The sequence below is a fragment of the Leptolyngbya sp. GGD genome (genome assembly GCF_026735145.1).
Taxonomy (GTDB): Bacteria; Cyanobacteriota; Cyanobacteriia; order Leptolyngbyales; family Leptolyngbyaceae; genus Leptolyngbya; species Leptolyngbya boryana.
Map to the genome: position 1 here is coordinate 207,602 of NZ_JAPQKE010000001.1, position 24,821 is coordinate 232,422.

The 24,821-nt window shown below is 46.3% G+C and carries 29 protein-coding genes; 11 read left to right on the plus strand and 18 right to left on the minus strand.

The annotated features are described in order from the left end of the window. Positions 1–228: 228 nt before the first annotated feature. Together OU814_RS01020 and OU814_RS01025 are read left to right on the plus strand one after the other, a co-directional pair. Entirely contained in the window at positions 229–747 is a 519-nt protein-coding gene (locus OU814_RS01020; RefSeq protein WP_017290971.1) for a Ycf51 family protein, read from the plus strand. Positions 748–769: 22 nt separating this feature from the next. Then, positions 770–1,933, plus strand: coding sequence for an iron-containing alcohol dehydrogenase family protein (locus OU814_RS01025; protein ID WP_268179783.1), 1,164 nt, complete (start codon positions 770–772; stop codon positions 1,931–1,933). A gap of 452 nt (positions 1,934–2,385) precedes the next feature. Here OU814_RS01025 and OU814_RS01030 read toward each other — a convergent pair whose 3' ends face one another. After that, positions 2,386–3,174, minus strand: a complete 789-nt coding sequence (locus OU814_RS01030; protein WP_268179785.1) for an SIR2 family NAD-dependent protein deacylase — start codon at positions 3,172–3,174, stop codon at positions 2,386–2,388. Next, positions 3,174–3,725 (minus strand): non-canonical purine NTP pyrophosphatase, encoded by a 552-nt coding sequence (locus OU814_RS01035; RefSeq protein WP_268179787.1) that lies wholly within the window; start codon positions 3,723–3,725, stop codon positions 3,174–3,176. Before OU814_RS01035 ends, OU814_RS01030 begins: the two co-directional genes overlap by 1 nt. A 232-nt stretch (positions 3,726–3,957) precedes the next feature. Between OU814_RS01035 and OU814_RS01040 the strand changes: the two genes are divergently transcribed. The 5 genes from OU814_RS01040 (at position 3,958) to OU814_RS01060 (ending at position 8,122) form a co-directional block, all read left to right on the plus strand. Next, entirely contained in the window at positions 3,958–4,161 is a 204-nt protein-coding gene (locus tag OU814_RS01040) for a phage integrase N-terminal SAM-like domain-containing protein (RefSeq protein ID WP_268179789.1), read from the plus strand. 111 nt (positions 4,162–4,272) lie between these two features. After that, positions 4,273–4,476: a hypothetical protein gene (locus OU814_RS01045; protein WP_268179791.1), complete on the plus strand. Its 204-nt coding sequence runs from the start codon at positions 4,273–4,275 to the stop codon at positions 4,474–4,476. Between the two features lie 30 nt (positions 4,477–4,506). Beyond that, positions 4,507–5,082 (plus strand): Uma2 family endonuclease, encoded by a 576-nt coding sequence (locus OU814_RS01050; protein ID WP_268179793.1) that lies wholly within the window; start codon positions 4,507–4,509, stop codon positions 5,080–5,082. Between the two features lie 98 nt (positions 5,083–5,180). Beyond that, positions 5,181–6,365 (plus strand): aspartate aminotransferase, encoded by a 1,185-nt coding sequence (locus OU814_RS01055; RefSeq protein WP_190649500.1) that lies wholly within the window; start codon positions 5,181–5,183, stop codon positions 6,363–6,365. 80 nt (positions 6,366–6,445) lie between these two features. Continuing rightward, on the plus strand, positions 6,446–8,122 hold the full coding sequence (locus OU814_RS01060; protein ID WP_268179795.1) for an alpha/beta hydrolase: 1,677 nt from the start codon (positions 6,446–6,448) through the stop codon (positions 8,120–8,122). Between the two features lie 156 nt (positions 8,123–8,278). On the opposite strand, the gene OU814_RS01065 is transcribed toward OU814_RS01060, so the two are convergent. Continuing rightward, the gene (locus OU814_RS01065) at positions 8,279–9,358 is read right to left on the minus strand and encodes an alkene reductase (protein ID WP_026148986.1); all 1,080 of its coding nucleotides are present in this window, start codon (positions 9,356–9,358) and stop codon (positions 8,279–8,281) included. Between the two features lie 467 nt (positions 9,359–9,825). On the opposite strand from OU814_RS01065, the gene OU814_RS01070 reads away from it, so the two are divergent. Then, on the plus strand, positions 9,826–11,526 hold the full coding sequence (locus OU814_RS01070) for an NAD(P)H-quinone oxidoreductase subunit 4 (protein WP_326498266.1): 1,701 nt from the start codon (positions 9,826–9,828) through the stop codon (positions 11,524–11,526). Between the two features lie 58 nt (positions 11,527–11,584). Here OU814_RS01070 and OU814_RS01075 read toward each other — a convergent pair whose 3' ends face one another. The 12 genes from OU814_RS01075 to OU814_RS01130 all read right to left on the minus strand — a co-directional run bounded on the left by OU814_RS01075 (position 11,585) and on the right by OU814_RS01130 (position 21,226). Further along, positions 11,585–11,782 carry a hypothetical protein gene (locus tag OU814_RS01075; RefSeq protein WP_268179797.1) on the minus strand — a complete coding sequence of 66 codons (198 nt, stop codon included), beginning with the start codon at positions 11,780–11,782 and terminating at the stop codon, positions 11,585–11,587. A 37-nt stretch (positions 11,783–11,819) separates the two neighbouring features. Further along, positions 11,820–12,191: a hypothetical protein gene (locus OU814_RS01080; RefSeq protein ID WP_017290962.1), complete on the minus strand. Its 372-nt coding sequence runs from the start codon at positions 12,189–12,191 to the stop codon at positions 11,820–11,822. Further along, complete coding sequence (locus OU814_RS01085) at positions 12,188–12,463, minus strand: hypothetical protein (RefSeq protein ID WP_268179798.1); 276 nt, start codon at positions 12,461–12,463, stop codon at positions 12,188–12,190. The genes OU814_RS01080 and OU814_RS01085 overlap by 4 nt, the downstream gene beginning before the upstream one ends. Positions 12,464–12,825: 362 nt before the next feature. Next, a complete protein-coding gene (locus OU814_RS01090; RefSeq protein WP_268179799.1) occupies positions 12,826–13,236 on the minus strand; it encodes a hypothetical protein in 411 nt (136 codons plus the stop codon). Positions 13,237–13,407: 171 nt separating this feature from the next. Further along, positions 13,408–13,902: a hypothetical protein gene (locus OU814_RS01095; protein WP_268179800.1), complete on the minus strand. Its 495-nt coding sequence runs from the start codon at positions 13,900–13,902 to the stop codon at positions 13,408–13,410. A gap of 86 nt (positions 13,903–13,988) precedes the next feature. Next, positions 13,989–14,582, minus strand: a complete 594-nt coding sequence (locus OU814_RS01100; RefSeq protein ID WP_268179801.1) for an SMI1/KNR4 family protein — start codon at positions 14,580–14,582, stop codon at positions 13,989–13,991. A gap of 458 nt (positions 14,583–15,040) precedes the next feature. After that, positions 15,041–15,691, minus strand: coding sequence for a response regulator transcription factor (locus OU814_RS01105; RefSeq protein ID WP_017290958.1), 651 nt, complete (start codon positions 15,689–15,691; stop codon positions 15,041–15,043). A 435-nt stretch (positions 15,692–16,126) separates the two neighbouring features. After that, complete coding sequence (locus tag OU814_RS01110) at positions 16,127–16,540, minus strand: (2Fe-2S) ferredoxin domain-containing protein (protein WP_017290957.1); 414 nt, start codon at positions 16,538–16,540, stop codon at positions 16,127–16,129. A gap of 31 nt (positions 16,541–16,571) precedes the next feature. Next, entirely contained in the window at positions 16,572–18,680 is a 2,109-nt protein-coding gene (locus OU814_RS01115) for a PhoD-like phosphatase (protein WP_268179802.1), read from the minus strand. 18 nt (positions 18,681–18,698) lie between these two features. After that, complete coding sequence (glpK, locus tag OU814_RS01120) at positions 18,699–20,132, minus strand: glycerol kinase GlpK (RefSeq protein WP_268179803.1); 1,434 nt, start codon at positions 20,130–20,132, stop codon at positions 18,699–18,701. A 9-nt stretch (positions 20,133–20,141) separates the two neighbouring features. Next, the gene (locus OU814_RS01125; RefSeq protein ID WP_268179804.1) at positions 20,142–20,957 is read right to left on the minus strand and encodes a DUF6671 family protein; all 816 of its coding nucleotides are present in this window, start codon (positions 20,955–20,957) and stop codon (positions 20,142–20,144) included. A gap of 80 nt (positions 20,958–21,037) precedes the next feature. After that, positions 21,038–21,226, minus strand: a complete 189-nt coding sequence (locus OU814_RS01130; protein ID WP_268179805.1) for a hypothetical protein — start codon at positions 21,224–21,226, stop codon at positions 21,038–21,040. A gap of 257 nt (positions 21,227–21,483) precedes the next feature. On the opposite strand from OU814_RS01130, the gene OU814_RS01135 reads away from it, so the two are divergent. Beyond that, on the plus strand, positions 21,484–21,945 hold the full coding sequence (locus OU814_RS01135) for a Uma2 family endonuclease (protein ID WP_326498267.1): 462 nt from the start codon (positions 21,484–21,486) through the stop codon (positions 21,943–21,945). Beyond that, complete coding sequence (locus tag OU814_RS31305) at positions 21,902–22,096, plus strand: Uma2 family endonuclease (RefSeq protein WP_326498268.1); 195 nt, start codon at positions 21,902–21,904, stop codon at positions 22,094–22,096. Before OU814_RS01135 ends, OU814_RS31305 begins: the two co-directional genes overlap by 44 nt. A gap of 43 nt (positions 22,097–22,139) precedes the next feature. Here the strand turns inward: OU814_RS31305 and OU814_RS01140 are convergent, their stop codons facing one another. The 3 genes from OU814_RS01140 to OU814_RS01150 all read right to left on the minus strand — a co-directional run bounded on the left by OU814_RS01140 (position 22,140) and on the right by OU814_RS01150 (position 23,627). After that, positions 22,140–22,718, minus strand: a complete 579-nt coding sequence (locus OU814_RS01140) for a hypothetical protein (protein WP_268179806.1) — start codon at positions 22,716–22,718, stop codon at positions 22,140–22,142. Positions 22,719–23,134: 416 nt separating this feature from the next. After that, positions 23,135–23,359 carry a hypothetical protein gene (locus OU814_RS01145; RefSeq protein WP_268179807.1) on the minus strand — a complete coding sequence of 75 codons (225 nt, stop codon included), beginning with the start codon at positions 23,357–23,359 and terminating at the stop codon, positions 23,135–23,137. Beyond that, on the minus strand, positions 23,349–23,627 hold the full coding sequence (locus OU814_RS01150) for a BrnT family toxin (protein ID WP_268179808.1): 279 nt from the start codon (positions 23,625–23,627) through the stop codon (positions 23,349–23,351). The genes OU814_RS01145 and OU814_RS01150 overlap by 11 nt, the downstream gene beginning before the upstream one ends. 62 nt (positions 23,628–23,689) lie before the next feature. Between OU814_RS01150 and ldpA the strand changes: the two genes are divergently transcribed. After that, entirely contained in the window at positions 23,690–24,796 is a 1,107-nt protein-coding gene (gene ldpA, locus OU814_RS01155; protein WP_268179809.1) for a circadian clock protein LdpA, read from the plus strand. Positions 24,797–24,821 lie beyond the last annotated feature (25 nt).

Here is a 24,821-nt window from a genome sequence, read left to right on the forward strand (position 1 = left end):
GAGTATCAAATTTCAATCCGAATTGTGTGAGAAAAGCCAACGGAAAAATGATCAGGTAGCTGACAATACTGTTTCTTCTTTCCATTAATGTTGTGGCGCTTTCTTGATCAATTCGATTTTCTCGTTCCAAGTCTCTGAAGCGACACGGTTGGAAACGCTCGTATTTGAGGTGAGAGACGGTAAGATTGGCTCTAGTACTTCCCGCATATCCTTTTGCCTTTTTGATCCATGTTTGACACTGCTCAGTTAATTCAAAATGCTCAGTACCTCGGAATTGCCACGATCGCATTCGGCGTTTTAGCGATCGTCGCTTTTCTCTTCAAATGGGGAATTCGATTCCGCTTAGTTGGAGTCACCGGATTTATGGCAGTGCTCACCGGAGGCATTTTTGCACTCAGCTTGGGATTGTATACTCGTCCGCAAATTCCAGACTCGATCCATTATTCACGCGTATTTGATGCAGGAGCGGCGCAAGTCGTGATCACTGTACCGCCAACTGTGACCGAATCTCAAATTGAAGCGACGTTGAAACAAGCTGCAATCGACATTTTCTCTCCGGGTCGCTTATCTCAAGGTTCTGATCAAATGACGATTCGCTTGCGGACAGTTTTGCATCCAGAGCCGGGGGTTTCGCAACCTTTATATTTAGGTGAAGTTCGGCGATCCCTTGCCATCCGCGAAGATGAAAACGCTACGATCAAGTTGTATCGTGAAAGCTTGGCACAACTGCCCAAGCCAGCCGCTTAACGTTTGTTTCTCATCTCTGAACATGCCTAAATTGAATCCGATTGTTTCGTTGTCGATCGCACCTGCTCAAGTTGTTCGCGGGTTTAATGCGATCGAACAAGTTGGGGATCTGATTGCGCGCCTCGGTTCTCGTCCTTTGCTGATTGGAGGAGATCGATCGCTGGATGTCGTCAAATCTCGGTTCAAGTCTGTTTTAAAATCTCACTCGCTCAGTGCTGAGAAAGCTTCTTATGGCAAAGATTGTAGCGAGACGACTTTGGCGAATTTGAAAGCAGCCGTTGCAAATCATCAAGCTGATTTGATTATTGGAGTGGGCGGCGGAAAAGCGCTGGATACTGCGAAATTAGTCGCGTATCAGTGCAATTTACCGATCGTGACGATTCCTACGTCTGCTGCAACTTGTGCGGCTTGGACTGCTCTCTCCAATGTTTATTCCGACCAACATGCGTTTCTCTACGACGTTGCGTTAGCGCGTTGTCCGGATCTGCTGGTGCTCGATTACGATTTGGTCGCGACTGCACCGCAAAGAACTTTGGTCGCAGGCATTGGAGATGCGATCGCGAAATGGTATGAAGCTTCGGTTAGTAGCGGTCATTCTGACAAGACGTTGCTGATTGCCGCAGTTCAACAAGCGCGAGTGTTGAGAGACATCTTGTTCCAGAAGTCTCAAGCTGCATTGCTGAATCCTTTGGGATCAGATTGGCAAGAAGTGGTGGATGCGTCGGTATTAATGGCAGGTGTGATTGGCGGAATCGGTGGAGCACAATGCCGAACCGTTGCGGCTCATGCGGTTCATAACGGACTGACTCATTTACTAGAAAGCCATCATGCACTGCATGGCGAGAAAGTTGCTTTTGGTATTTTGGTACAGCTTCGACTCGAAGAGATGCTGCAAGGAAATGTACTAGCAGCATCTTCCCGACAGCAATTGTTGAAGTTTTACGATGAGATTGGTTTGCCGAAGACTTTGGCAGATTTGGGATTAGCTGAAGTAACGATCGCGCAACTTCACCAGGCAGCGGAAGTGGCTTGTTCAGAGAACTCTGACATTCATCGACTGCCGTTTAGTGTCGCGCCGAGCCAGCTCATGGCGGCAATGGTTTCGACGACGGCTCCTGATTCGACGATGCGAACTGAGATTGAAGAGATTCAGCGATCGTGCGACAGAGGCGAGATTGTGCAGTAAGAACGATCTCACGTTGAAATGAGGTTGATTAAGTTGCTATCAAGTACAGTCGAATCAACCTCTGTATGGAAAAGAAAACTTCTGCCGCACCCCGCATAAGTTCAATGTAGAGCATATCGAGAGTAACTAACGACCAAGCTCACCGGACGCAGATAACCTTTGCGACTCAATCAACTATGTTGTGGTGTTCCGGTGCAGCGACTTGTTAGCCTGTGCTTTCCGGCGATCGCCCCCAGATACCTTTGGGGTCTCTAAACACTCGCCGTTACCGTTGTTAGGCTTCACTTCTCACTTGTGTCAACAATACTCTGAGACTTGTCGCTTTGGATGTCACTTTTGATGTGCTTAACCTTTCACTCTGGGGGGCGATCTCACTGCGGTCTAACGTGAAGACAATCGGCCCTGCGCGGCCTTGTGCGAAAGGTTCGTGTTGACCGTAGGGTTAGCCTTCGTCATCTCAGTTGCTCCAAGAGTTCGATTAGAGCTTTACCTGGTTCATCCCCTGCAGCAGAGATCATCTGTATGTTCCACTGAGCAAGTGCGGCCTCCTGTACTGGATTTGGCTTCGAGGAAAAGATGAACGATATTGGTTGCGGGGCACCCCTGGCGGATTTTTTCCATAAATTTGCTAGCCGATAGAAGAGATACCGGATGTTGATGTCGTTAAGGCTATAGCCAATGAACAGTACGGATCGACCAAGAACGTCGGAACGTAGCTTGATGTCCAAGGGAGACTCGAATTCCAGTCGCTCAAAGTAACTTGTCTCGTCTAGGACAATAGATGTGTCATCGTCGAAGTCGCCATGAAATTTGACTATCTGAGTCTTGTCCTTTGCTATCAACGAAAGATCGCTAACGTTAGCAATCTTTGAATAGGGCTTTTTGTGGTGATCAAAGGCACGTTCGATCCAACGGTCGTAGTTCGTGGTATAGATAAGGTCGAAATCAGAAGTCGCTATTAACTCATGGATACGCGACTTCGATATATCCGTTGATGGCGCATGCCATTCCCGATCCATCCAACTTCTAAGCGGGCCGATTTGTCCTTTACTGATACGGTAAAACTCAGCGAGAGTCAAATCGCTTCCGAACGTTCGATATACGTCGGGATCAAATCCAAGTTCCTTGGCCATATGGTCTACCAATTGACGCCAAGAGGGTAGACCAAGACCCATGGAAACACCAGCGCCAACAAAGAGAATTAGGCGTTTGGCGCGATAGGCTTGAATTAGCTGATCCATTACTTCCCCCCATGAAGAAACGCAGCAAATTGGTCAAGCGCTTTGCGACGCATAGATATGTCGTTCTTCTTGTCTCCGAGTTCTGCGAATGTCTGCGAGAACCCATTAGGCACAAAAACACAATCCCACTGGAAATCTCGCGGGCCAGCGGGGGCATCTGGCACAGTGCCAGAAACTTCTCCCTCGAAATAGTGGATAGTCCGCGAATCACAGTAACCGATGACGGTCTTTGCCGTCACGAGGCAGCTACCCAGGTTTTTCACAAGTGAGACGAACGAATCGGCTTGCAATCGATCCCAAAAGATCTGCGTCAGGCCACCAGGCAGCCCATTTAGCCCGGGTAAGTGAAGACCTGTATGTTCAACGAAGACTGGCCGCCCAATTCGCTCAAATGCCTTCAAGACTTTATCTCGCACCAAACGCTGAACATCCTCCGTTTGGATTTCCTCGATCTTAATTGGAGCCGGGACGATATGTACCCCGACCGGACCTAGGATCGCTTCTACTTCACGAATCTTGTGTACGTTGCTTGATAAGAATCGAATATCCATGGCGCGAATGCCGAGGTACAAGGCTAACTATTATTTGGACTGAATTTTTCTGCCTAAGATCCCAATTTGGGCTACTTAGCCAGAATCTTTCCGCCTAAGTCCGAATCAAGCTACTTAGCCCGACACGATTTCCGCATAATACCCCTCGACAGGGATCTTAGGCAGAAACTTTCCGTATTTCTTCCAAAAGAGAATCTGTGGCTGTCTGCCTAAGATCCTGAATAACAGAATTATGGAGTTAGGATTTGCCCTGATGGAGCCACGACCCAGAAAACTGCTCGAACAAGTCTCTGACCTGTTGCGGGTGAAGCATTATTCCTATCGCACTGAACAAACTTATATTCAATGGATTCGGCGCTGTATCCTGTTCCACAACAAGACCCATCCCAAAGATATGGGAAGTCCAGACTTTGTAGGATTTTTGTATGTGGTGTAAGGAGCGATCGAGTACACTCTTTGCGATCGCTCCTCGAATAACTTCTCACGCTAGAACAAAGATTCGACGATAATAGAGTATCGAGTTTAGTCGCTGCCCGTAACTCAGCAATTGATCAATACAGATGAAATCGTCACCGAGCTAGACATTAGCCATTTGGCGTTGCCTTCGGCACACGAGTACGTGTCCGAGGATGATACGCCCGTGGACAATCTGCAATCTGAGAAACAACAACGGTTATTGGTGGAACCGCTTTACAGTGCCAAACCGATTCCGTCACCATTTCTCGCCGCAGCAAATGTCGGACTGTTCTAAATTCTCAAGGGCGATCCGATTGTGCCAGACATGATGTTAAGTCTGGGAGTGCAGTGTGCAGACGATTTTTCGCAAAGGGAAAATCGCGCTTATTTTGTCTGGGAATTCGGCAAACTCCCAGAAGTCTGTATTGAAATTGTCTCGAATAAAGAGGGCGACGAACTGACGTTGAGTTCTAAGTCGAAGCAGAAGGGAAAAACGACTGCCAAAAAAGACTTGTATGCCCAAATTCGCATTCCTTACTATGTCGTGTTTGATCCCTTGCGCCAGATTCAGACAAAAACTGACATGAATACAGCCCTGTTGCGGGTGTGGTCGAATTCAGCAGGTCGTTATACAGAGTTAACTCCTGCCCAAGGAATTAGCGATGTCGGGCAGATGGTGTGGCTAGAAGAAGTGGGATTAGGACTGACGCTCTGGTCAGGACAATTTGAAGAAGACATCACGCGAGTCTGGTTGCGCTGGTGCTCTCGCGATGGACAAGTCATTCCGACAGGTGCAGAACGAGCGGAGACGGAACGATTACGAGCGGAGACGGAACGGCAGCGAGCAGAACGACTCGCAGAAAAATTGCGATCGCTAGGAGTTGATCTGGATCAACTCTAAGTAAGCCTCGTAAATCCGCATATGTTGGAGGGGTTGAATCTGCGGTAGAATAGCCAACTCAGCCATACAAAATGTCGTCCTGACTCCGTTTCAATCCCATGAATTTGCCCTGGATTTCTCCTGCCGATCGCTTAACCAAGCTTCCTCAGTATGTGTTTGCACGTCTCGATGAGCTAAAAGCCAATGCCAGAGCGCAAGGCGTTGATTTAATCGATTTAGGGATGGGAAATCCAGATGGGGCGACTCCAGCCCCGATCGTCGAATCCGCGATCGCAGCCATTCAAGACCGCAAACATCACGGTTATCCTCCCTTTGAAGGCACGGCAAATTTTCGTAAAGCGATTACCAATTGGTATCAACGCCGATATGGAGTCATGCTTGACTCTGAGGGAGAAGCGTTGCCCTTGTTAGGCTCAAAAGAAGGCTTGACTCATTTAGCGCTCGCCTATCTTGATCCGGGAGATGTCGTCCTTGTTCCTAGTCCTTCTTATCCGCCCCATTTCCGTGGACCCTTGATTGCAGGTGCGACGCTCTATCCGTTGATGCTCAAAGCAGAGCAGGATTGGTTGATTGATCTGGGCGCAATTCCGGATGAAGTCGCTCAGAAAGCGAAAATTCTGTATTTTAACTATCCAAGTAATCCAACCACGGCAACAGCTCCACGCGAATTCTTTGAAGAGATTGTGGCATTTGCCAAGAAGCATGAGATTTTGCTTGTCCACGATCAAGCTTATGCAGAATTGGCATTTGATGGCTATCAGCCCACGAGCTTGCTGGAAATTCCAGGTGCAAAAGAGATTGGAGTCGAGTTTCACACGCTGTCTAAAACCTACAATATGGCAGGTTGGCGAGTTGGGTTTGTCGTCGGGAATCGTCAGGTGATTCAAGGCTTGCGGACTTTGAAGACGAATCTGGACTATGGAATTTTTTCGGCGATTCAGACTGCGGCAGAAACTGCGCTGAATTTACCCGATCATTATTTGGTCGAAGTTCAAGAACGCTATCGCACCCGCCGAGATTTTCTGATTGCAGGCTTAGCAGAACTAGGCTGGTCTGTTCCGAAACCGAGTGCAACGATGTATCTCTGGATTCCTTGCCCACCCGGTATGGGATCAACAGATTTTGCGCTGTCTGTTCTGCAAAAAACTGGGGTTGTTGTTACTCCGGGAAATGCATTTGGTGCGGGTGGAGAAGGCTACGTGCGGGTTAGTTTAATTGCAGAATGCGATCGCTTAGGAGAAGCCTTGAACCGATTAAAACAAGCCAATATCCGATTCGCTTAAGAGAAGTCAAATTTTCCTAGTCGAACCGCGATCTGACGGTATCATATTCGACGAATTGATACAGGCAAAGGGACATTCTCATGGGTCATCATCTACTCACGATCGAGCAATTTGCAGACGAAGGAATTCGGTTTCCAGGATATATCGTGAGTAGTACTGCACCGATTAATGTCGAAGACAAAGAAGAAATTACAGTTGCAAGAGATCCCAACGAAGTCTTAAAAGAAATTGCAGATTATCTCAAACAGCATGAAGGCAATGCTGAGATTTTAATCGCCATTCACGGTTATAACTCTAGCCCATCTGGTTCAAGATGGTGGTACGAAGAAACGCGAAAATACATTGGCAGAAATTTTGACGCGCAAGTTTCTCCGGGGTTTGTTGTGATTGGATATCGCTGGCCTTCTGAGCAGGTTTTGCCAAATACAGGCAGTTGGATTAAGAATGTTCAAAAATTGACGAAATTTCTTCGTATCGCTTTTAGGGCACTGCCGAAACCTTTAGCGTTGGCTGGAATTTTTGGGATGTCGATCTGGGCAATTGGCGCAGTTTTGAACACGGCGATCGCAATTTTTAAAGTCATCAACGATTTAACCATTCTGATTGCTTCCTCCGTTGTCCTCACAATTTCACTGTTGATCCTTGTCGTTATTCTGACTGTTTTTGTACTGCGCGTCTCTGGTTATTTTCGAGACACGTATCGCGCAGCAAATTATGGAGTTGCTGATTTAGTTGAATTTATTCGTCAGTTAGATAAGCAGATTGTTTCTCAATCTCCGACGGACAATCTGAGGCAAAACTATGAGTTTTGGGAACAGGAAGAAAATAACGATCGCCGAATTCGGTTGCATTTTATCGGTCACAGCATGGGCGCGTATGTTGTGACGAATACGGTGAAAGTATTGTCAGATGTTTTCGATCGTAGATCGATCGGAAATTTAGAAGTCACAGACAAAGAGAAGTGCCCTTCTTCTAATATTGGCAATGTTTTTCGCTTAGGACGATTAGTCTTAGTCGCGCCTGACATCTCATCAGAATCGATTATCTCAGGACGAGGCAATCCTTTACGATCGTCGCTGCGCCGCTTTGATGAAGCCTATCTCTTTAGCAATGAAGGCGATATGGTTCTGAAGATTGCTTCAACCGCAGCAAATTATTTTAGTTTCCCGGCAAATACGCGCGATGGTGGCTATCGATTGGGCAATGTTTTAGTCAAATCTCCAAATGCCACCGTCGAAAAAATGGGAATTGTCAATTTAGATGATCAAGGAATTCTGATTCCGTTCAAGAGTGAAGAGTTTCTCAATTGTCTTTATTTGCACGAAGGTGTTCCACTTTCAGCCCGTCAAAAAGAAGTTGGAGTAGAAAACGAGCGGTTTATTGCTGAGCTTTTCACATACTTTGATTGCACCGACTACAAAGAAAATGGCAAAGGAATCGTGAGCAAGGCGTTAGGAAAATCGTTTTTAAGCTTTTGGGATTATGTGACTCTCATTTTCTCAGGAATTGATGGACATGGTGGCTTTTTGTACAATTCTGATGCGCATTTTTGTCGTCAAATTATCTATGGGTTGAGCAGTCTTGGATTTGAGAAATTTCTCGCCACGATCGATCCCAATCAAGGAGATCGCCGATATCTACTCAAGCTTTTTTCTCAACACTGCCAAGCAAAAGGCATACAGGTTTTACTAGCAAATGAGCGATACGATGTCAGCATTTTGAAATTTTGGGAAAAGGGGAATCGTCAGGGATATTAAAGAACCTATATTTTCGATGCGAGCTTACTAGCTAATGCCCCGCTTGAGCGGCAGCAGATCGACTTAAACGATAAACGAAAAGACTTCCAACTGCCCGCTCCAACGATTTTTAGCCTGCTTCTTCGCGTTTAGCGAATCAACTCGCCACACCGCGACTCAAGCCGCAACCAAATACGGATAATCTGTATATCCTTGCGCTCCAGATGAATAGAACTTGCTCGGATCTGGAGGATTCAGCGGCGCATTTTGAGCAAAGCGATTCGGCAGATCAGGATTAGCTAAAAACGAGGTTCCAAAGGCGATCGCATCTAATTGACCATTGGCGATCGCAGATTCCGCTTCTTCTGCCGTATATCCTGTATTGCCAATTAAGACGCTGTTGTAAGCGGCACGAATCGGAGTCATTACGTCACCTTGTTGCTCACCCAGAAAATCAGCCCGCATCACATGCAGATAGGCAAGGTTGTAATCATTGAGACGAGTCGCTAACCAAGTAAACGTGCCGATCGGGTCACTATCTTTCATGCTGTTGTAGCTATTGAGCGGCGAGAGTCTTAACCCAACGCGATCGCTGCCCCAAACGTCGATCGTCGCCTCTAGCACTTCGAGCATCAAACGGGCACGATTCTCGACCGAACCGCCATAAGCACCACTTCGTTGATTACTTCCATCGCGCAGGAATTCATCCAGTAAGTAACCATTTGCGCCGTGAATTTCGACTCCATCGAATCCAGCAGTTTTCGCATTTTCAGCAGCAGACCGAAACCCTGCAATAATCGTCGGAATTTCGTCATCCTCTAGCGCCCGAGGAGTGGCATAAGGAACTTTACCCTGCGGCGCATGAAATTCGTCGTTTGTAATCGGAATTGCACTGGGAGCCACTGGAATTGCACCGTTATTTAACAACGGGTGACAAGCTCGCCCCCCATGCCAGAGCTGAAGAACAATCCGACCTCCTTTGGCGTGAACGGCATCAGTGACTTGTTTCCATCCCGCAACCTGAGCATCATTGTGAATTCCTGGGTCAGCGCCAAATGCAGAACAACCGGGCATGACAGCGGTCGCTTCTGCAATGATCAATCCAGCACTGGCACGTTGACTGTAATATTCTGCCATCAATGGAGTGGGAACATGATCTTGATCTGCGCGGCAGCGGGTTAGAGGAGCCATGAGGATTCGGTTTGGCAGCTTTAAAGCACCGACTTGCAGAGCGGAAAAAAGGTGAGATAGTGACATGAAACAACAATCAAAGTTGAGGATGCGATTAGTCTAGCTCATTGGATTAGTGAGCAAAAGTAGCTAATGTCTGATTGAGAGCAGGCTAAGAATATGACTTGGAAACGATACGAAACAGAATCGCTTTAGTCTTATTGCTGCCCCAGAATGAAGTTTCGGGGCTAATGTGCGCAACCATCAGATGTAGCTAGCTTCTGCTCAAAATAGCCTCCTTCAAAGTTCCAGTGCATTGCGATCTATCCCTAAACCGCAGATTGGTCAAAAGGGTCTATAGGTGTACCTTGATGAAACACCATTTGCCAACCTGATGAATCTAACCGCCAAGAAGAGACTGTGCCATTTCTACACTAGATACATCTGAATACATAATGCTAAGTCCATGACAAATTAGCAAAGGAGTGATAGATGATGAGTCTCACAGTTGCGTAAGATATTCTTAACTCAACGGATAAGCATTTATTCCTATTATGATCGAACAATTCCCGTGGCTGACCGTGATCGTCCTACTGCCGTTGGTAGCCGCGTTGCTCATTCCTTTGATCCCTAATAAAAGCGGCAAGACTGTCCGCTGGTATGCCTTGGGGGTTGGCATGGCTGATTTTGTCCTGATGTCCTATGCCTTTTGGCAGCATTACGACGCGAGCCAAGCGACATTTCAACTGGCAGAAAAGGTGGTTTGGTTACCGCAGTTGGGCTTGAGTTGGGCGCTGTCGGTGGATGGTATTTCAGCTCCGCTCGTGCTGTTAGCGGGCTTTGTGACGACGCTGTCGATGTTTTCCGCCTGGCAGGTGGATCGGCGATCGCGCCTGTTCTATGCACTGATGTTGGTTCTATATGCTGCCCAAGTGGGGGTGTTCGTGGCCCAAGATCTGATGCTGTTCTTCATCATGTGGGAAGTGGAACTGGTTCCGGTCTATTTGCTGGTGTGCATTTGGGGCGGACAAAATCGGGGCTATGCAGCGACGAAGTTCTTGATGTATACGGCGCTGGCTTCGATTTTCATTTTGGTGGCAGCCCTGGGGATGGGATTCTATGGTGATACGCTCACCTTTGATATTGCTGAACTCGGGTTAAGGGAGTTTCCCTTAGGGCTGGAATTGTTTTTGTATGCTGGACTGCTAGTGGCTTTTGGGGTCAAATTGGCGATTTTCCCCTTTCATACTTGGCTGGCGGACACCCACGGCGAAGCTTCTTCTCCAGTCTCGATGATTTTGGCAGGAGTATTACTGAAAATGGGGGGGTATGGGCTGATCCGGTTGAACATGGAACTGTTGCCGCATGCCCATGTGTATTTTGCGCCAGTGTTGGTGATTTTAGGAGTGGTTAATATCGTCTATGGGGCGCTAAACTCCTTTGCACAGACCAATATGAAACGGCGGTTAGCCTATTCTTCAATTTCTCATATGGGGTTTGTGCTGCTGGGGATTGCTTCCTATAGTGATTTGGGTGTAAGTGGGGCGATGCTGCAAATGCTCTCCCACGGGTTGATTGCGTCAGTGTTATTTTTCTTGGCAGGCGTGACCTACGATCGCACTCGCACGATGATGATGAATCAGTTGGGTGGGTTGGGGGAAGCGATGCCCGCAGTGTTTGCTCTGTTCACGATTGGGACAATGGCATCCTTGGCTTTGCCTGGGATGAGTGGGTTTGCCGGAGAGCTGGAGGTCTTTGTCGGCTTGGCTACAACGGACATCTATAGTTCGACCTTTCGCTGGGTGACTGTTTTCCTGGCAGCAGTGGGGTTGATTCTGACGCCGATCTATCTGCTGTCGATGGTGCGGCAGGTGTTTCATGGAGCCAGTGCTGATCAAATGTGTGACTTGGTGCCTGCTTGTGATCTGAATGATCTAGATTTGAAGGCTCAAGGCAACCAAGAAGCGAACTGTTTTGGGACAGACTGTGTGTTGCCAGAGCAGGCAGAGTTTAAGGATGCGAATCTCCGGGAGATTTTTATTGCGGTTTGTTTTCTGGGGTTGATTATTACGATCGGGTGTTATCCCAAGGTGGCGACCCAGATGTATGACGTGAAAACGGTGGCGGTTAATGCCCAGGTGCGGACAGCCTATCATGAGGTCTTTCCAGATGCGTTGCAGCCCTTGGCGCAAGGGCAATTGAACCCTACGATCGCAGAAGCTCAATCTGCGGATGTCTGGGGTGTTGTCAAATAAGGATCTTTGCATCCTACCCAAGCTGCGCGATCGTTATTTTGTCCGCATTCGGATGTGGTTATGCGATCGCGCTTCGCGGGTAACGAAAGCATCGCTGATATACTTCCCAATGCTCCCATAGAGCTTGATTAACTTCTGGGTTTGCGATCGCACGGACTTTCCGTTGAGCAGCCTGAATCAGGGTAAGAACTTCAGTAAGTTGAACGGCGACAAATAGACTAGAAACGAAGTGAGAAGACTCTGTTCGCCGTTCCAACGACTGGTAGACTGTGCCACAGCGGAGAGAATTTCAATTACGTCATGGCTTCAATCTTCACGATGCCGCCCTCAACTGCTTCAATTTGAAGCTTAGATCCATACAGTAGACTCATGCCTACAAGTGGTTCTGCTTCTGATGCTGCCACATCCACAACTTGATACTGTCCATGCCAAATGACAGAAGCACGATACATATCAAAAAGCACTTCACTACCATCGCCTAACGTTGCGAAATCACGAAATATCCAGGGCAATTCCAGTGATTCAATCAGAGATAATGGAAGCGACAAGAATCCAGTAAACCCTGTATCAATCACCGCCTGAATCATTTGCTGACGGGCTTTGGTATGACCTACGACTACTGGAATGATCGCTTCACAACTTTGATTCACGAAGCCTTGCATCATACCGACTTCTTCAGGCTCCGCGAACCAAACCGATAAACGGTACGATGTCCAATCCGAATCACCCAAGGTTGGGCATCGGGTACACGTTCATAAAGACGATCGGTAGCTTCGATCGTCGTATTAGCCACTTCAAACGCTCCGGTTTCGATATCGATCGCTACGATTCTGCCGTAATTGCCTTCTTCGACTTGCGATCGCACCTGAGTCTCGTAAATCTCATTGCCAAGACGAGCATATTCTTCTTTAGGATAGCGGGGTTGTCGAACTGTCATCGTCTTGACCTCGTTTCAACTTAATGCCTGCATTTTAACTTAACCCCCGCTCCCAAAGCAGCAAAACTGGTTTATCGCCTTGGAGTTAAAAGTTAAACGCCTCTCCTACTGCTAATGATTTGTTGAGAGAGGTTGTCGCATTCCTCAATGTGGTTATAAGATCGCGCTTCGCGGGTGCCGAAGACATCGCTGATATATTTCCCAATGCTCCAATAGAGCTTGATCAACTCCTGGTTTGCGATCGCAAGGACTTTCCGTCGAGCAACTTGAATCAGGATAAGAACTTCCGATCCAGCATTGCGAACTAGCCGTCTTTCAACGTTCTGGTACAGCGTAATTAATGGGTAGACAAAGGCAATCCTCTAATACAGCTCGTACTCGCCATACTCCTCTTTGATTGCCGATATATCACGAGACTCTTCAGTGACAAAATTATCTACAACCTTGAGTATTCCTGCTTCTTGGAAGTCGTCTACGTACCACGGACTTTCACCATTCAACGTATACCCCCACGGTTTGGTAAAAGTCTCAATCAAATAGACTAACCACTCTTTCCCATAATAGAACTTCTCACATTTATCCCATTCTAATCCGCCCAAATCTTCTGTTGGAATCCATTGACAATAGTACGTTGGGGGCTTGCCATTACCGCCAGGCTCTCCCGATTCATCCTCATGCTCAATTTCACTAAACTCAACCAAAGCATCTGCATGTTCTGGGGTAAGCGGTTTATCAAACTTGAAGGGGCGGAGATAAATCGTTGAGAAACCCATATTTGCCGTTCTAAAAGGAATTTTCTTGACCCGACTGCTCAACAGCAGCATTCACCAGCTACTAATAGCCTCTTGATTTTAGCCGATCTCGCCCAACAGTCCGGTGCACTAAAGGGCTAACCCATCTGGAGAAAATGTACGATAATCACCAACAAGAGATTTCCAATGCTCTCAGTCCCCAAGTCTTCTATTCCAGCTTCGATCTAGATAAGATCTAAAATCTTCTGGCTTGCTTACGGAAAGCCAATAGAGGTAAGCCTCTGCTCTCTTTTGGGATAGTTCATCTACTGGCTCAGCCAAAACCAATTTGACCTCTTCACGCACTTTCTCAATCCCAATAACTTCGGCAAAATACCATGGAAGTTCTTCTATACTTACATCCCAATGCTGTAAAGAACGTCTAATATCTTCCCGTAAGTTCCTTGTGTATGCGGGTTTCAACTTCCATAGAAGCCCGCCAGCCGCAGTTTGGGCGCTAAAATAGTTATCTCTACTATCAACAAAAACACCCAGAAGAGCATCAAGCACCTTGCCAGGATCTTCCTTCTTCAATTTCAACATTAAATGTTGTAGGATTTGCCAGCAATTTGGTTTATCAATAGCCTTAAACAACTCAGATTGAATCTGTTCTAGTTCCATCTTCAGAGAGATAACGTTTGCAATCATCGGACACCAGTAACTCCTGCAACTAACCGACCGAACTGAAATGTTCCGGTGCATTGCGATTGTTATACGGCGGACTACAATAAATTCTAAAAACCTGTGATCCTAAAGATATCGGAATTATGCTTTCGCCAAATTTCACGCTCAATGCCCTCTTGGGCTTTACATGAGTACTCATTATGTTCACCAACTTTGAACCACTCTTCAACTGTATCTAACATGGACGTAAAAGAGTCATAGTAGGGTTCGAGAACACCTTTACCTGTGCAAATGATAGGCAAGGCTAGCGTGGGGCACATTCTCTGACCTGGATAGCTCAAATACAAGTTAAATCCAGTAAACCCAGCAAATGGGAACATCTTTTCCGGCTCTAAACCAATCTCTTCATTGTCGCCTTCACTCCAAAATGCTTCCATCATCAACTCATACTCGGAAATGGCATTCTCAAGGCTTAACCAAGCCATATCTCGAAACATCAAGAAGTCTTCGTCATTAGTTCCGTTATGCCACTCATATAGCTCTATCAACGCTTCTGGAAAATAGAATGGATACTGCGAAGTTTTTTCCTGGATGTACTCACGGCTCAAACCAGGCAAAAAATGTTGATCAATAGACTGTCCAATCTCTCTACGAAAATCTATAAGACGTTGAATTCGAGCTATTAAATTGTCCATAAAAATCATTCTGTGGAATATCCATCTACCTTGTTTACCAGATCTTTTAGACTTTGCAATTATTTTCTTGTGCTAGCTTCACCAACTGAACCAAGCCGTATCACTATTGTTTAGACTGACTCTTTCCGTCTAATCATCCAGAGTGAGACATGAGTCCGACAGTAGTCGGCAACCTTCTTCTGGAGCGATTTAGGCTGCTGAGAGCCGGTATAGCACCCTAAATTGGAGAATTAGATCGACTGTTTCTACCTAACTCCGGAGTTTGGAACATTAGATCAACCAATGTTCCGCCTAATATCTCCCGGCAGGAAATTAGACGGAAATTTAAGTATTTCTTCTCCAAGAAAGCCAGTTCTCGTCCGCCTAAGATCCAACTTCATCCGATTAGACCGAATAGTAATGACAAAGAAAACAGCAAAAAGGGCGATCGACAAAACTTCGATCGCCCTTCGCTAAATTGGTCATACCTACGCCATGCTATTTTCGATCGCCCAACGTGCTAACTCAGTACGATTATGCAATCCGGTCTTACCGAGCATATTACTGACGTGACTCTCGATCGTTCTCTGGCTCACATTCAACTCTTCGGCGATCTCACGATTCGCCATCCCACGCGCCACAAACTGAACCACCCTTAACTCAGTCGGCGTTAATTCCACATCAAACGGAACTTGAATCTTCGGCGCATTCTCGCCGCCCTTCGCATCCTTATGTTGAATCAATCGCGATGCTTGCTTGAGAGAAGACTCCACCTGCGCCACAAGTTCTTCTGGCTCAAATGGCTTCACCATATACACATCTGCGCCAATATTCAGACCCTTCACCCGATCCTGGCTTTGGCCCTTCGCGGACAAGAACAATACTGGAATCCAGCTTGTTTTGGGATCTTGACGAATATTGCTCACGAGTTGATAGCCGTCCATTTCCGGCATCATCACATCGCAAATGATCATATCTGGCACATCTTGTTCCAGGACTTCCAGCGCTTCCCGCCCATTTTCTGCGGTGACGACTTCATATCCCCGGAACTCCAGATAATCTTTAACCAACAGAATTAGGTTAGGGTCATCATCAATCAGCAGTAATCGTCTGTGATTCCCTGAACTGGTTTCCTTCATGCTGTGCTACTCGCTCTGCCTGAATCTAAATCAACGTTTACACAAATCAACTTCATGACTAAGCTTTTCCACGGAATCTGAGAGTTCAGCTTCACGCATCAGGCTCAAATGTACTTGTAATGTACTCGTGGTGTACTTACGTTCCTGGACTACCCATTCATGAGTTAAACTCACAAACTGGAAGAATCCAGATTTTTATCTATAGGTCACGTGCCATTATATCCGACTCGTCAAGAAGTTAAACTTTTTTCAGTTCGAGTTTCAAGATCCTCGAACACCGAGAATTTACCTATCCTCATCTATTAGCTTCAAACGTGTTTTTGTAATGTTTAAACAAAGACAAAAGTTACGAGGGAGTCATAGGTTTTGAGGATCGCAAAGCTTAAATTTGCTTGGGGTTCATTGATTTCACTCGATTAGAGAATGATTTGCATTTTAGTTAGAAACAATACGATCGACTTCTTTTTCTAAATCGTTTTTCACACTCGGAAGCGGATGCGTCAAAAATGCAAACTCCTCGACAATTTGATTGCCAATCAGATGTTCTTGAATAATCCGTTCGATGACTTCAGGAGTGGCGGAATGATACCAAACCCCATCGGGATACACAACAAGAATGGGCCCGCGATCGCAGACTCTCAGACAGTTGGCTTTCGTGCGAAAGATACAGCCCGCATCCTGAGTCGGCTTGTCGAGCTTGAGTTCTTGGAGTCTTTTCTTGAGATAGTTCCATGATTCAATGCTCGCAGCTTTGTCACAGCACAGCGGTTTTGTCTGGTCGGCACAAATGAAGACATGACGCTCAATGCGATCGAGTCCCAACGTCTGCACACAAGTTGAAAATGTCATACACAAGGCGATCTAGGGAGTTGTTTTCATTCTAGAGGGTGGAACGGGCAAAACGGCTTTTCACAATTTCCAACGGTCTCCAGGACGAAAACCAGTACAGGGTGTGAATTACTTCTAAACTGGAGTCGTCTCGGGTAAAGCTGACGAGCGCAAGATTATTCACACCAACGATTTCTCGTCCGTCCTGAATCCATTTCCACGTCCAGAATTTGAACAGATTGAAATGGAATAAGCGCGCTCTGACCGGAAAGCGATCGAGACTCAAGTCCGTATGTTCGGCTGCCCGTCTCGGAATCCATTCCAGTTCACACTTCCAATCGGGCGAATCGATCGGTTTGGAGCGCTCGATCATATGCGGAGGATGATCCCATCCGAACCATTTTCGCTTAGGTTCTGGAAGCAGCCAGTGTTTTAACCGCGTGTGAATGATGCGCGTAATCAGTTCCTCGTTTTTCATCGCACTGCTGGTCAGTTGCATCAGCACACCCGGCGCGGAATCTGCCCGTTGATAAGACAGGCGGATCGTTGAACTGTAATGAATATCACCAGAGAGCACCACGATCGAGTCTCTCAGCTTAAACAAATGGGTGAGCAATTGAGCCAGGGCATCGGTATTGACGTTCCAGGCATCTCCGACATCAGTTGAAAACACTTTCTTTTTCCGCAGTTGCCAATGATGAATCCAATCGATCACTTGCAACCCGAAAAGATTAGTTGGCGCAACGAGAAAGGTCGTCAGGTGCTTGGAGTCTTGGAGCAGAGAGAGTTGCTGAACTAAGGCTGCCGGAGCAATCAACCGGGGCGGCGCGATTTTCTGAGAGACTTGCTCGTGATCTAAGGGATAGCCTCGCCAAGTTCGAGTATCGAGAACTAGGATTTCATGACATTGACTGCGAATGATGAAATTCCAGGTGAGCGCATCTGGATGTCGATCGAGAATATTGACATCTCCGTCTTGAATGAATTTCGGCAATCCAGTTTTCGGATCTTGAGGCGGCATCCCAACCAGTTTGGCAATTTCTTGCAGCGCAGCGCGATCGCTGCCTTGAGAAGCCGACCATGTTTGCGCCGCATCGAGAAGCCTTGCACCAGATTGCTCCACTTCAAACCGTTCTGGCGTATTTCCCCAGCCTTGAAAGACTGCATAGGCGAGGAGCGCATTCTGCACCACTCTGCGACCCAGAGATCGACCCAGAACTCTCAAACACCAGGCTTGATTTAAATTCCAGTCGTCTGTGACATCATGATCGTCAAAAATCATGTAAGTCGGAATGTTTGCGAGGGCGCGGCGAACTTGCCAGAGCGTATGCACGAACCGCTCTAGATGAGGTTCTGTAGGCTTGAGGATTGCCCAACCAATCTGTGACCAACTGAGTAAATATGTTGCATAGTATTCGCCCAAGCTGAACAGGTGATTTTCGACTTTTTGACGTTTATCTCCGAGTCCACCTGTAAATCCTGCTTGACGAGTCGCAATCTCTCCGCGTTCTTGAGGCTTCAGTTCTGAGGCAGTCATGAACGTGGATTTGAGCGGCAATTTTTCTTGCCATCCTAATAGACTGTCACCGAGTAACGTTGCCGTTTCTAAAAGTCGCGCAGAAACATCGTCTCCGTAGATCTGATCGCCCGTTAAAAATAACTGATGAGGACGATCGCGAATTTCTGCCGCAGTGGTTTCCAACAAGCTGTCTAAAATGGGCAGTGCATCAATTCCATGTCCGTGAGGTTTTCGGCAAGAGCCATGCAAAATCTTGAGATCTTCAATCTGAGTCGGCGGAAGTAAGAACGTTGGTTTTCCGTGATCGAAATAGCTGAGATTGACATCAGGAAAGCGATCGCTGGTTAGTCCTTCTTGTAGTGAACATTCACCTTGCTCAAATTTGAAGCATAAGTCATAGGCATAAAGTTGGTCAGGCTGAAGCGTAGTCTGGGCTGTTACAGCCACAACATGCAAAGATTCACCGAGGGCAACTGTGGCGCGCTTGCCCGTGAAGAGGCAGTCGTCGATTGCTTGAGTATGATAAATCCTAAGTTCAACCGTACAAGCTTTTTGTAACGCAACCCAAACCGTCACAACTTCTGGAGCAGTGTGACGTAAGATTGGGCCTGCTAAAACTAGGGGCAATTCAGGATAAGTCATGTCTAAATTCTTGAGTTATCACTCCCAACGTTTGACGCGATCGACGGCTTTCTGCCAAGTTTTGAACTCAGCTTGAATGCGGTCTGATCCACTCGGCTCGAACACTCTATCAATGATCCGCCTATCGACGAGTTGATCATAACTTTCCCAAATTCCGGCACTGAGTCCTGCTGCAAAAGCCGCCCCTTGAACGGTTGTATCTCGAATCGCGGGTCGCTCGATCGCAATTCCTAAAACGTCAGCTTGGAACTGCATCAAGAAATCATTTTCACAAGCACCCCCATCGACGGCGAGTTTCTGAATCGGCGTTGGGCTGTACTTCTCAATTTCATCAATGACCTCTTTGACTTGGAACGCGATCGCTTCTAAAACCGATCTCACCAAATGTTCACGATTTGCCCCTCTTGTGATGCCCAGAAATGCTCCACGTGCGCTCATATCCCAATGAGGTGTTCCAAGTCCGCTGAGTGCGGGGACAAAGTAAACACCCCCATTATCAGAAACACTTGCCGCGATCGCTGCTGTCTCCTGTGCCGTTGAAATCATTTTCAACTCATCTCGGAGCCATTGAACACAGGCTCCGCTGGTAAACATGCTGCCTTCGATCGCATATCCAACTTGATCGGAGTGTGTCCAAGCGATCGTTGAGATGAGTTGCTGATCAGTTCTCACGATTTCGGAACCTGTGTGAGCAACCAGAAAGGTTCCTGTCCCATAGGTGCATTTCATTAATCCAGGTCGATTGCAGCCTTGCCCAAACAATGCCGCTTGTTGGTCACCTAAGATCGCAGTAATGGGAATTCCAGCATAGTCTCCAAAATGACTCAGGCTCGGCTGAATCGAGGGCAGAATGTGCAGCGGAATTCCAAAGATATCGAGTAATGTCTGATCCCATTGACCCGTTTTTAAGTTCATCAGTAAAGTGCGACTGGCATTGCTGTGATCCGTTGCATGAACTTTGCCACCTGTGAGATTCCATAAAATCCAACTATCGATCGTGCCTGCTAAAACATTGTTTAGATCAACGCCTTTAACTTGATCGAGTAACCATCGAAGCTTTGTCGCAGAGAAGTATGCGTCGAGCACTAATCCAGTGCGATCGTAAATTTCTCCTTCTAAACCGCGATCGCGCAATTTATTACAAAACGGTGCGGTTCGTCGATCTTGCCAAACAATGGCGCGGTGGAGCGGCTTACCTGTAGTTTTGTCCCAGAGTAAACAGGTTTCGCGTTGAACCGTTAAGCCAATCGCTTTGACTTGATCATTGCCGACGGATTCAATCAGCGATCGTGTTGCATTCCAAATCTCTTCAGCATCATGTTCGACCCATCCTGGCTGCGGATAGTATTGGGTTAATTCTTGATAAGCCTGTCCTGCAATGTTGCCTGCTTGATCAAAGAGAAACGCTCGATTTCCAGTTGTGCCTAAATCGAGTGCCAGAATGTACGACATACCTGAGTACTATGGATTACAAAATGCACAATACATTGGATCTGCAACTTGTGACTCAGTTGGCAACAGTTGTTCAAATCCGCAGGTCTGACATCGATAAATTTCCGCCAAAATCAAATCAGTCGGTGCATTACACCAGCCACAGGGTAATCCTCGTTTGATGTCTACGACTGAGAATCCCGGTTTTGAGCAGTTAGGACAACTCGATTTCAGTTTTTTGACGAGATCCTGTGTGGCTTGTGCGATCGCGCTCATTCGCGTTGGATTATTCATAGCTCGCATATCTGTCTCGATATGCACTGGCTTCGATGCAGCATTGATCAATTGTTCAAGCTGCTGAAAATCGCAAATGCCTTTGGTGATTTGATCTTGATCAATAACAACAAGCTTGTGGTCTGGAAATCCAACTTTTATGGCAAATTCGCGAGCTTGCTCAAAGTTAGAAACGCTGCGATGAGCAAAATTTGTTTCAAGTGAGATCACTTCACCAATGATTTCTAAATTGTGAACCGTATCGATTAAGAGCACAATTTCGCGATCGCTAGGCAGCATGGGCATGGCGGGATGTGGTGCAAAGCTCCCTTCTGAAGCGATCGCGAAATCGAGTCCGGTTTGCTCGATCGCAGACAACGCTTTTCTGCGTGCAGCTTCGATCTGATCGCCAGTCCGAGCAATTTCTCTGGTAAATGTTCCAAACTGATCGGTGTTGAAATCAGGTGGAACGATGATTTTGAGATCGAATTCAGATTCTAAGATGGGCGCGATCGCTTGTTCTTTGCAGTGCATTGTGGCAAGGACAGCCGTTCGACCTTTGAATAAATCCATAGCTCATTCATCTGCTTTTAGCGTTCATATGGTTGTTCGGTTACAAGCCCCGGAACAACTCGGTAATCTTAACTCTCTGCCTACTGCTCTCGCGTTTCAGCTTCAGCCCGCAGCTTTCGGACGTAAGTTTGGCTATCAATGATATCAGGTCGCGAATTAATGACTCCTTCACGCTGCCAGTAAGCAACTAATTCTGCACCTGTTTTAGGTAGGTTTTCTGGTACTTGCCTTGTTGTAAGAATACGCAGAACATACTCAGTTAGGGGCAAGTTTAACCGCGAAGCTTCCGTACAGAGTTCGTGCTCTAGTTCTAGTGGTAGGTAAGGTTGAGAGGCATTTTTGCGCTCCTGAGTGGGCTTTGCTTCTACATTGATAGTAGCTTGAGCAGAAGACGGAAATCTTTACAAAATCAGCCAGTCGCGATCACACAAGCAGCTATCGGAGACAAAATCGCAGGTTTTTGAATTGGGCTTTGCCTTAGAAGGTTCCTATAATTGAGGCAAGACTTTTCTGGATGGAGCGGCTCATGCCTAGCCTAGTGGTCAAATCGGAACAGATGCCATTACCGATCGATCTTTCTTCGCTCACATCAATGCCAAAGCTGAGTGATCAGCAGTTCTATAATTTTTGCCGAACCAATCCAGACCTAAGAATTGAGCGCAATGCGAATGGAGAGATTATTGTAATGCCGCCAGCTTTTTCCGATACAGGAAACCGCAACGGTAGAGTTTTTGGACAGCTTTTTGTTTGGTCTGAAGCAGATGGAACTGGCGAAGCCTTTGATTCTAGTGCTGGCTTTACTTTACCGAATGGTGCAGTGCGATCGCCTGATGCATCCTGGATTTTGTCTGAACGTTGGAATGCGTTACTTCCAGAAAAACAGGCATCTTTTGCAGAGATTGTGCCTGAACTTTGTTGTGGAATTGCGATCGAGCAGCGCTACGTTGGCGAGTCTGCAAGAAAAGCTGGAGGAATATATTGCCAATAGGGTGCGGTTGGGGTTGTTAATCGATCGTAAGAATCGTCAAGTTCATGTTTATCGATCGAATCGAGAACCAGAAATTTTAGATCATCCCGATTCTGTTAGCTGTGAACCCGAAATGCCAGGATTTGCGCTGAAAATGGCAAAGATTTGGTAAGAGTAGGTTCAATTTGTTCAGTTTAGGTTATTCAAGCTAGTTTTCAAGTGTAGACAATTTTCTTTCCTGCTAGCTCTAATTTCATTGCATCAGCTACCTCCACAATTAACAATACAACATCCATAAGAATGCGTACAAAAAGATATTCAATTAGAATAAACAATGCTCCAAGCTCTTTCCATTTTAGATAAACAGCACGTTTCTCCTCGTTGGTATGTGCAATATCTCCATAGACGAAGGTATCAAAAATATTTCGGTTGGTTAGTTCTTTGCCATCCCAAACGCCTTGTATTTCTCCAAAACTATCTAGATAAACATTTAGCTCTTTACGTCTCTCGTTAAAAAAGGCTATGAATGTCTGCGATAGACTGGGATCACTCAATAAACTAGCAATCTTTCTGAATGAGATGCGATCGTTATCTTGATAAAACATTCGCACTGTCACAACCACAGATTCTATAAATTCGCGATCAGAGATGTTATGCTTGATTTGGCGAGGCGAACCAAATTGAATATTAAGATTCAAGCCGTTTGCAATACTATTTTTCACAAACGTTTTCTCTTCAAGTAGGTTGGCTTTTTCTATAAATAATTCAAAGGTTTCACGAGTTTTATCTTTCATAATCAGTCATCCTGAATAAATATCCTAGCTATTACGTCTTCTACTTGGTTAATCGAATAAGTTTATTGTTCGGTTTATTCTTGAGCAATCGTCTCAAAATTGCCATAGCTATAAATTCAGAATCTTGAGTAAGTTGACTGTGTCCTGCAAGAGCGGGGAAATTTTTCTTACAGCGGGAACGTACCAATTTCTGTAGTGCAAGATTAAGCAATCCTTGTCGAGGAGAAAGGTTAGTCAATTAAAAATCTTGAATTAGAGCGTCATCTGGGTTCAGCGTAATTTGCATAGCGACTCAAAAAGTAGCCTTGAAATTTGTCCTCATTATAGCGATTACCCAAAATTAATCGTCAAAAATCGCTTGCCTCAGCGATCTCTAACCGTACTAAGTCATTTTTGAATCTTAAGTTCATCCATTACTAACTTGCCTTGTCGCTTGCCGACTGTGGCATCGATTCAATGAGCGCTCTCAATACTTTATTCACTGATTCTGGCGTTGTAAAAACTTGAGCCACATCTTCATCCAAAACAACAACCGTTCGCCTTTGATTTGCAGCAAATCGGTTGGGTTTCGCCTGCTTGTAATCAAATTCATATTCAGGCAGAAGCTCGTCTTCAGAATCTTGTGGATGGTCAGAGGGCATTTTGCTCATAATCCTCACGCTCCTTGCGAGTAGCTAGGCGGGCACTGATGATACGAATATTACTTGATCGTTCAGTAAAAGCGATTAACAGCAATCGATTTCGCTGAGAATGACCAATGATGATTTCTCTCTGCTCATCAATAGAATGAATCTCATCATCAAAGATCACTGCCAAAGGATTATCGAATACGGTCTTGGCTTCTTCAAAACTAACACCGTGTTTCTTGAAATTGGCAGATGCTTTTGACGAATCCCATTCAAATTCCATATTTAAATCATAAGCCCAAAATTAATCGTCAAAAATCGCTCTAGGCGGATTAGCATAGAGGAGTGATAGATTTTAACTTGCCTCAACGATCGCTAAATCAAGGGCACTGGTTCAAACTTATCTGTGGAGCCAGTTTCCAACATCTGCCCGCCATTCGCACCTTGTCACTGGTCTATGCGCTTGCGGGGGCGGATTGTGTCGATGTCGCTGCCGACCCAGCCATTGTTTCAACAGCAAGAGAAGCATTTGCAATTGCTCATCAACTCGCACCAGAAGCCATCCAGCGCGGATTCACCCCCTCAAATCCCTGGCTCATGGTTAGCCTCAACGATGGCGAAGATCCGCATTTTCGCAAAGCAGAATTTAACCCAGAACTTTGTCCTCCAGACTGTTCAAGACCTTGTGAATTGATTTGTCCAGCCGATGCGATCGATCAGACAGGCGTAATCGACGAGCGCTGTTATGGCTGTGGGCGATGCGTGCCCATTTGTCCCATCAACCAGATTGTGACTCGATCGTATGTCTATACTCCCGAAGTGATCGCGCCAATGTTGTTGCGATCGGGCATCGATGCGATCGAAATCCATACTCAGGTTGGTCGATACGATGACTTTAAACGAGTGTGGAATGCCATCCAACCAGGACTCGATCGCTTGAAATTAATCGCGATTAGTTGTCCAGAAGGCGAAGACTTAATTGATTACTTATGGGCACTCTATGAATTAATTCATCCCCTACCCTGTGCCTTAATCTGGCAAACTGATGGTCGTCCGATGAGTGGGGATATTGGCGATGGCGCAACCCGCGCCTGTGTGAAATTGGGTGAAAAAGTTCTCGCTACAGACATACCCGGATATATTCAGCTCGCAGGAGGAACAAATCGGCACACTGTACCAAAGTTAGAAGCATCAGGGATGTTGCACAATAGAGATAGTACACCCGCTTCAAGGTGGGTTTCTGGAATCGCATATGGCAGCTATGCCCGCAGTTTACTTTCACCCGTTCTCACTCAACTAGAAGCAAAGGAGATGATGCCCCTGAGCGATTGCTCGAACCTTTCCCCAGGCGCGATAGAAACCTTTCCTGATTTACTCTGGCAAGCCGTTGAACTTGCATCTGAACTTGTCCACCAAATCAAATCCCCAAATCGAGTTCTGCAAGTGATTTAGCATACACAGAGATAGATCAAGATCC